At 42.8% G+C, this 6595-nt stretch carries 8 protein-coding genes and 1 pseudogene; 7 read left to right on the top strand and 2 right to left on the bottom strand.

Going from position 1 to position 6595, the window contains the following annotated elements; genetic code table 11:
- Positions 1-31 precede the first annotated feature (31 nt).
- From QUB39_RS19290 to QUB39_RS19275, 4 genes and pseudogenes are all read left to right on the top strand, one after another.
- Complete coding sequence (locus tag QUB39_RS19290; protein WP_333210351.1) at positions 32-331, top strand: type II toxin-antitoxin system PemK/MazF family toxin; 300 nt, start codon at positions 32-34, stop codon at positions 329-331.
- 176 nt (positions 332-507) lie between these two features.
- Positions 508-1575: pseudogene (locus tag QUB39_RS19285) on the top strand (ISKra4 family transposase).
- A gap of 151 nt (positions 1576-1726) precedes the next feature.
- Entirely contained in the window at positions 1727-2167 is a 441-nt protein-coding gene (locus QUB39_RS19280; protein WP_333210353.1) for a lysozyme inhibitor LprI family protein, read from the top strand.
- A 53-nt stretch (positions 2168-2220) separates the two neighbouring features.
- Positions 2221-2973, top strand: a complete 753-nt coding sequence (locus QUB39_RS19275) for a hypothetical protein (protein WP_333053398.1) — start codon at positions 2221-2223, stop codon at positions 2971-2973.
- Positions 2974-2991: 18 nt separating this feature from the next.
- On the opposite strand, the gene QUB39_RS19270 is transcribed toward QUB39_RS19275, so the two are convergent.
- Entirely contained in the window at positions 2992-3210 is a 219-nt protein-coding gene (locus QUB39_RS19270; RefSeq protein WP_333053397.1) for a YgiT-type zinc finger protein, read from the bottom strand.
- A gap of 95 nt (positions 3211-3305) precedes the next feature.
- Between QUB39_RS19270 and QUB39_RS19265 the strand changes: the two genes are divergently transcribed.
- Positions 3306-4463, top strand: a complete 1158-nt coding sequence (locus tag QUB39_RS19265; RefSeq protein ID WP_333053395.1) for a tetratricopeptide repeat protein — start codon at positions 3306-3308, stop codon at positions 4461-4463.
- A 104-nt stretch (positions 4464-4567) separates the two neighbouring features.
- On the opposite strand, the gene QUB39_RS19260 is transcribed toward QUB39_RS19265, so the two are convergent.
- On the bottom strand, positions 4568-5029 hold the full coding sequence (locus QUB39_RS19260; RefSeq protein ID WP_333053394.1) for a hypothetical protein: 462 nt from the start codon (positions 5027-5029) through the stop codon (positions 4568-4570).
- 318 nt (positions 5030-5347) lie between these two features.
- Between QUB39_RS19260 and QUB39_RS19255 the strand changes: the two genes are divergently transcribed.
- Both QUB39_RS19255 and QUB39_RS19250 read left to right on the top strand, forming a co-directional pair.
- Complete coding sequence (locus tag QUB39_RS19255) at positions 5348-5965, top strand: alpha/beta fold hydrolase (RefSeq protein WP_333053393.1); 618 nt, start codon at positions 5348-5350, stop codon at positions 5963-5965.
- 2 nt (positions 5966-5967) lie between these two features.
- Positions 5968-6579, top strand: a complete 612-nt coding sequence (locus QUB39_RS19250; RefSeq protein ID WP_333053392.1) for an alpha/beta fold hydrolase — start codon at positions 5968-5970, stop codon at positions 6577-6579.
- Positions 6580-6595: the final 16 nt, after the last annotated feature.

Below are 6595 nucleotides of genomic sequence, written 5' to 3'. Positions count from 1 at the left end.
TTAATGAACCCTAAACATTTAAGAAATTGGTTTGCTAATTGCTGCTACTGTACCTCATAACAGCGGGAACCGCTGTAATAATCTGGGGACTGGTTTAGGGCAAACAATTACGGCAATGATTACTAGCAACTTAGCCCGTTCAGGACACCCAAGCCGGGTTTTTGTTTCCCTAGCAACACCGGAAGGGCAGCAAACGGGATTGCTAGCTGACTCGGTAATTATGACAGACAATCTTGTGACTCTTCTAGAAGTTGAAATCGATCGCAAAATTGGTATTTTGTCGGATATGGTGGCAGTGGATGCAGCACTCAAGCACACTTTTGGAATCTGATAAAAAAGGCGTTTTAATTCAGTAAGCTGTTGTGCATTTAAATAGAATGTCAAAAAACAATCTAATTCTTGTGGGGTGGGCCGTCTAGCCGGGTGCATCTCACTTTGGCGAATATGTCGCAAAAGGGTTAAAATGGAAAAGCTAGTAAAATTGCCAAAAAATATGAGGTAAAGAAAATGACACCCTCAGACCAAGAACAGCTAAAAGCCTACTTAAAAGCGGCAGCATCCATTCTTTACAGAAATACAGATCCAACGCCTGTTAGAAAGTTTTGACAGCATAGAAAAATCTCTCCGTCAGAAAATGCTAGAACAAGTGGGACCAGAACTAGGTAGCTTTTTTTTTCAGCAGTATCAGGGATTCAAACAGGAAAATCCAGAAAAAGAAAATCAATAGTCGGTTCGCTCGAAATTACAGACAATCAAGCGAAATATTTTGGATTGAAAGCGTATAGTCAATTCAGTCCAATGATGGAAAAATGCTGTCTTTTAATCAGTGCCAACGAATCTTATCAAATGGCAGAAAAAGATTTAGAAATTTTCACGGGGGTCAAAGTCTCTCATAGTACATTACACAGATTAGTCAAACGACAAGAATTTGAATTACCTACATCTAAACAAGGAGTCCAAGAAATTACATTAGATGGCGGGAAAGTCAGGCTACGCAACGAAACCAAAGGCGAGGGGTGTTATTGGAAAGACTATAAAGCCATTTGTTTAGATAATGTTTATTCGGGAGCATTTTTTCAAAATAATCAAGATTTAATTGATTGGACTAATAGCCAAAAATTACTACATCCTATGTATTGTTTAGGAGATGGTCATGCCGGAATTTGGAACATATTTAAAGAAATAGGAGATACTGAACAAAGACAAGAAATCTTAGATTGGTATCATCTGAAAGAAAATCTTTACAAGGTAGGAGGTTCGCTAAAACGTTTAAAGTTAGCAGAAAATATGTTGTGGCAAGGTAAAATAGATGAAGTTATCAATCTATTTAAAGAGATGAAAAAAAAAGGATTTAAAATATTTTGTAACTATTTAGAGACCCATCGCTGCCGAATAGTCAACTACCAATACTATAAAGAGGAGTCCATAAGTTCGATTGGTTCGGGAACAGTTGAATCAATTATTAAACGAATTGGGTTCAGGGTGAAAATATCAGGAGCGCAATGGAAAATTGAGAGCGTTCCCTCTATCCTTTCTCTTCGCTGTGCTTATCTCAACGGTCAACTTTCAATTTGATGTATTTGCCAAAGTGAGATGCACCCGTCTAGCCCGCCCTGAATATGCAATTTAAATGCGTGACAGCTTAAATATAAAAAAATACTTAAATTAATCAAATCCACTCTGTCTCGTGTTAAGAGGAATTATCAGATAAATGGGTTGACGAGTCATGAAAATAGAGTTGAGGAAAGGTCGATCGCGCTTTTGGTCGATTCCCTACGGGATAGCTTCGCTTCACGCGCTTGTAGCAATTTTCAGTACAACATCAGTTTCTGCACAATCTCCGAGCTTTCCCATTGCTCAACAGATTAATTGCGATCGCCCGCAAGGAGATGTGCAAGTCAGAGCTTGTATTCGGTTGAATTACGAAGCCTCGGATAAACGACTGAACGAGATTTACAAACAACTGATTTCCCAATTGAGCGGCGAAGAGCGGGCGCAACTTTCCGAAGCACAATTAGGGTGGATTCAGTTAAGAGATAAAACCTGTGAATTTGAAGTTTATAAAAATCGTGGCGGTACGGGTTATGGAGGTTTCCTCAATGAATGTTTGGATCGCATGACGAAACAGCGCACTGCGGAATTAGAAAAGTATTTAAAACAGAGATAGAATAGGAAGTACAGCGTACAATACCTGACAACAATAAATAGAAACAAGTATTTATGAAAACCCGATCGCCCTTCCCCCTCACCCTCACCCTCATCTCAGCAATTGTCACCACCACCGTCCCAGCAGTTTTCGCCCAGCGACAGCCATCAGCCAACGAAATATACATCGATAAAAATTGCCAGAGCAACCAGCAATTACCGCAACTTGAAAGATTCACTATCTTTAGCAGAAACGAATTTACAACTAACGGTCAAAACTATTGGTTCTACGCCGCCCGCTATCTAGACGGATCCGTGCTTTTCTGTACCTCACAACCCAACTTCAACCAACCTAAACCTCTAACAGCAAAACAAATACAATCCCAATTTATTGACAAAATAGTCCGAGACCCCAACAACAAAACAGCCTTTATCATCGCAGTCAGAAACGGAAATGGCCTCGATGTACCCATGACCAATTACGGCTTAGAATTGAGCAATGTCGATCGACCAAAACTCACATCCCTTTCCCTCCTACAGCAGCGGGGAACCCTCAAAGACGGCGACAAGAGCGAACACACCTTTCAAGGACGCGCAGGTCAATCTATGACGATCGACCTCAAAAGCAGAGCATTCGACCACAACATAACACTGTTCGACACCAGCGGCAAAAATATTGCCCAAAAAACAGGCAACTCCCAGAATCGCCGAGAGTCTCAACTCACCGTAAAATTGCCTAGTAACGGCACTTATAAAATAGTTGTTAAAGGAGGCGATCGCACAAGCAAAGGTACTTACACATTAAGCGTTAATTCCAATCAGCTTTAACTCAATTTAAACCAAGTGCTAAGCAAACTCAAAAACAGGTGTTTTAATCACCCTAATAGGCTTTCTCTCTTCCCAAATCATCTTTTGCAACTGTTCCACAGTTTCAGGTGAAAAAAAGCGATCTCCCGTTTCCACACACACTCTAGCAGGAACATTTTCAATGATAATAAACTTACCATTGACTTCAAGCGTGTAAGTTACTTTTTGTTCCACCATTGTTTCTTTCCGGCATATCATATCTATAAGTTAACACAACAGCAAAATTTTTTAACCAGTGGCGAAACCACCCAAACATCAGCCAAGATAGAAACAACGCCATTCCCCCAATCGCCATGACAGACATCAAAGAAATAGTCGCCGCCCTCGATGGTAAAGAATACAAACAAGCTGCCCAACTCATCAAAAAACTACAAAAAGACTCCCCCGAAAATCCGTGGGTACAATACTATATCGCCCGCTACTACGAACTCACCAACAAGCTCGAAAAAGCCCAAACAACCTACAAACAAATACTCCGCGACATCACCAACCCCAAAATCGTCTCCCAGACCCGCCAAGCTATTCAACGGATTGAAACCGCACAACAAAACCTCCGCCAACAAGCCATAGAAACTGCTAAAAACGACCCCAGCAACCTCGAACCCGGACTCCTCATCCTCGAACCCGTGAGTCCCGAAAACAAAGCCGCAGTCGTACAAAATATCAGCAGAATCTTTAAAATCGACGCCTACACCACCCGGATGCAAATCCAAAGCCGTGGCTGGAGACTCTACAAAACTGGCCCCATCGCCGAACTGCGAATTTACGGTCAAGAACTCCTCAACGCCGGCATTCCCGTATTTTGGGCAACCTTAAGCGATATTCAAAAAATCCAAATCTTCCGAGTGCAACACTTCCAGTCTCTCTCTTCTCCAGCCGTTGTTTGCAAAGATAAACTCTCACGACTCGGTGCGATCGAATTTAGCTGGTCAGAAGTTACCCAAAGAGTAGAAGGCTTGTTGCCGATGTTCATCGAAGTCATGGACTACTCGCCCAACCGAAGAAAGGATCAATTTCGCCACAGAGAAATCCGGCAAGATTACGCTCAAATCTGTGACTTACACATTCCCAGCAGAAACTGCATTCTGCGAATTTGCGACCAAAGTTACGAATTTCAACAAGGAGTTGACTTTACCAAAGTTTCAGCCGAACTTCCCACTTCACCGAACCCGAAAAACAAAACATCGACAGTCAAAAACTCTCAACAAATTCCTCAAAGTACCACCAGAATTAACTGGAATAACTTATTGGAAATATTCGATCGCCAGCTTGACGTTACAGTTTGGTCAGAATTTACGCCCTTTGCCGAGACAGTGCTCGATTACACTAATATGTTGAGCAAGATCGAATCTCATATAGAAGTCGAGCGCAAATCCGAAACTCCTTGGGACTCAGCTTTTCAGCTATACAGCGGATTAGCCTTCCTCAGAAACTCAGAAAATAGGGAATAGAACAAATAGTTAAAATTAAAAATGAGCAATCCCATTTTTAAATTGTTAACGCCAGCATTGGGAATTATCCCATGCCCAATTCCCTATTATCAATTCCCAATTTCCTACTTCGTTTTCACCTGACGAGCCATTTCCCGGAAATTGTTCATGCTGGGGCCAGGGCTCCGACGACTTCCAGTTGGTGTCGGCATTAAATTATTAGGAGCAAAAGTCCGATTCGGTTCAGCTTGACTCGGCACTTTGCCGTTAGTTGCTGCAACCGCAGGTACCTTCGCAGGTTCGGGAGTATTAGCAGGAACGCTAGCGACTGGTTCCTTGTCTTTCTTAGACTTTTTCTCTACCTTAGCCTTCTTAGCAGGTTCAGACTTCTCAGACTTCTCAGACTTAACAGGCTCAACTTTTGCCGGTGCGATCGCAACAGGCTCAGCCTTCGCAGGCGCAACTTTTGCTGGTTCCTTCGTTCCAGATTCGCCCAAATCTAGGAAATATTCAGACTTTTTCAAGCCCAATAGTCTGCCGAAAAAGCCGAAAATACCGCCGAAGAAATTTTTGATAAAACCAAACATTAGACTTACTCCTTTTGTTCTTTTAGAGAAATTTTTACAAGCTTGTCAACAAAATTAGACTACGAGGTAAGGCAACTTTTGTCTACATTTCTTAATCAAAATTTACATTTTGCTGTATCTAAGCTAGCTCATCAAAGCAAATTTTAGGTATAAATACTCGCACTGCTTTGCACTTATTTACAAAGTATCTCAGAATTTGTTAGGGATTCCCACTCATTGTCGATCGTACCTCGATCCGATTCGCTAGCTGTCCTAGTACGGGTAAAACTCCCTAGGGGAGTGATTTATGCTGTAATTAGCAAGCAATTTTCTTTTCAAATGAACAGTTCGCTCGATCGCAATCCCGTCATCCTGATACACGGCATCTGGGACACAAAGATGATTTTCAGCAAAATGTCCGCCCGCCTCACCGAACTTGGATGGTCAGTCCACAGCCTCAACCTCACCCCCAACGACGGTAGCCTCGGCCTCGACTTACTCGCCAAGCAACTCGCAGACTACATCTCTGAAACCTTCGACCCAGAACAATCTTTAGACATAGTAGGCTACAGCATGGGCGGCATCGTCAGCCGCTACTACGTCCAGCGACTCGGAGGAATCAACCGCGTACAGCGTTTCATCACCCTCTCTTCCCCCCACCACGGCACCCTCACCGCCTATTCCCTACGCCTACCAGGATACCTGGATATGCGCCCCGATAGTGGCTTGCTGCGCGATTTAAATCAAGATGTGACAATGCTCAAACGCATAAACTTTACATCAATGTGGACGCCATTTGACATAATGATTGTACCGGCGAACAGCTCCCAAATGCCAGTAGGTAAAGAAGTTAAAGTCAACGTTTTGCTGCACCGCCAAATGGTGACAGAACCCCTAAGTATTAACGCAATAGTTGAAGAACTCAAAGCACCTATAGAAAATAAAATTCCCACTTAAAAATGAATAGCAATTTCAGCCGCAACCCAGTCTTGCTAATTCACGGAATCTTCAGAAAATCGGGAATTTTTCACAAAATGTCTGCCTACCTGACCCAACTGGGATGGTCAGTCTACACCCTCAATCTCTCGCCCCATTGGGGCAACGCCAGCATAGACGAATTAGCCCAACAAATAGCAGATTATATAGACAAAACCTTTGCGCCCGAACAGCATCTAGATATAGTAGGATTGAGCATGGGCGGTTTAGTAACTCGCTACTACCTGCAAAGGTTAGGCGGCATTAACAGAGTGCAGCGCTTTATTGCCATATCTTCTCCTCACAGCGGTACTTGGATGGCTTACACTCTCTGGGGAAAAGGCTGTATCCAAATGCGTCCCGGCAGTGCTTTTCTGGAAGATTTAAATCGAGATTCTGCCTTGTTGGAAAAGCTCAATTTTACTTCGATTTGGACAGATTGGGATTTCATCATCGTACCGGCTTCTAGTTCCCAAATATCTGTTGCCAAAGAAGTAAAATTGTCGGTTTTTGCCCATGCCATGATGGCGAGGCATTCCAGCAGTTTAAAAGCGGTCGCTGAAGCACTGTCAGAACCATTAAAGATTGATAAATAGCTGGCTGTAAAGTAAA

This window comes from Microcoleus sp. AT8-B5, assembly GCF_036705565.1.
Classification (GTDB): Bacteria; Cyanobacteriota; Cyanobacteriia; order Cyanobacteriales; family Microcoleaceae; genus Microcoleus.
The sequence above is the reverse complement of the archived record's forward strand: the minus strand, read 5'-3'. Positions and strand labels throughout refer to the sequence as shown.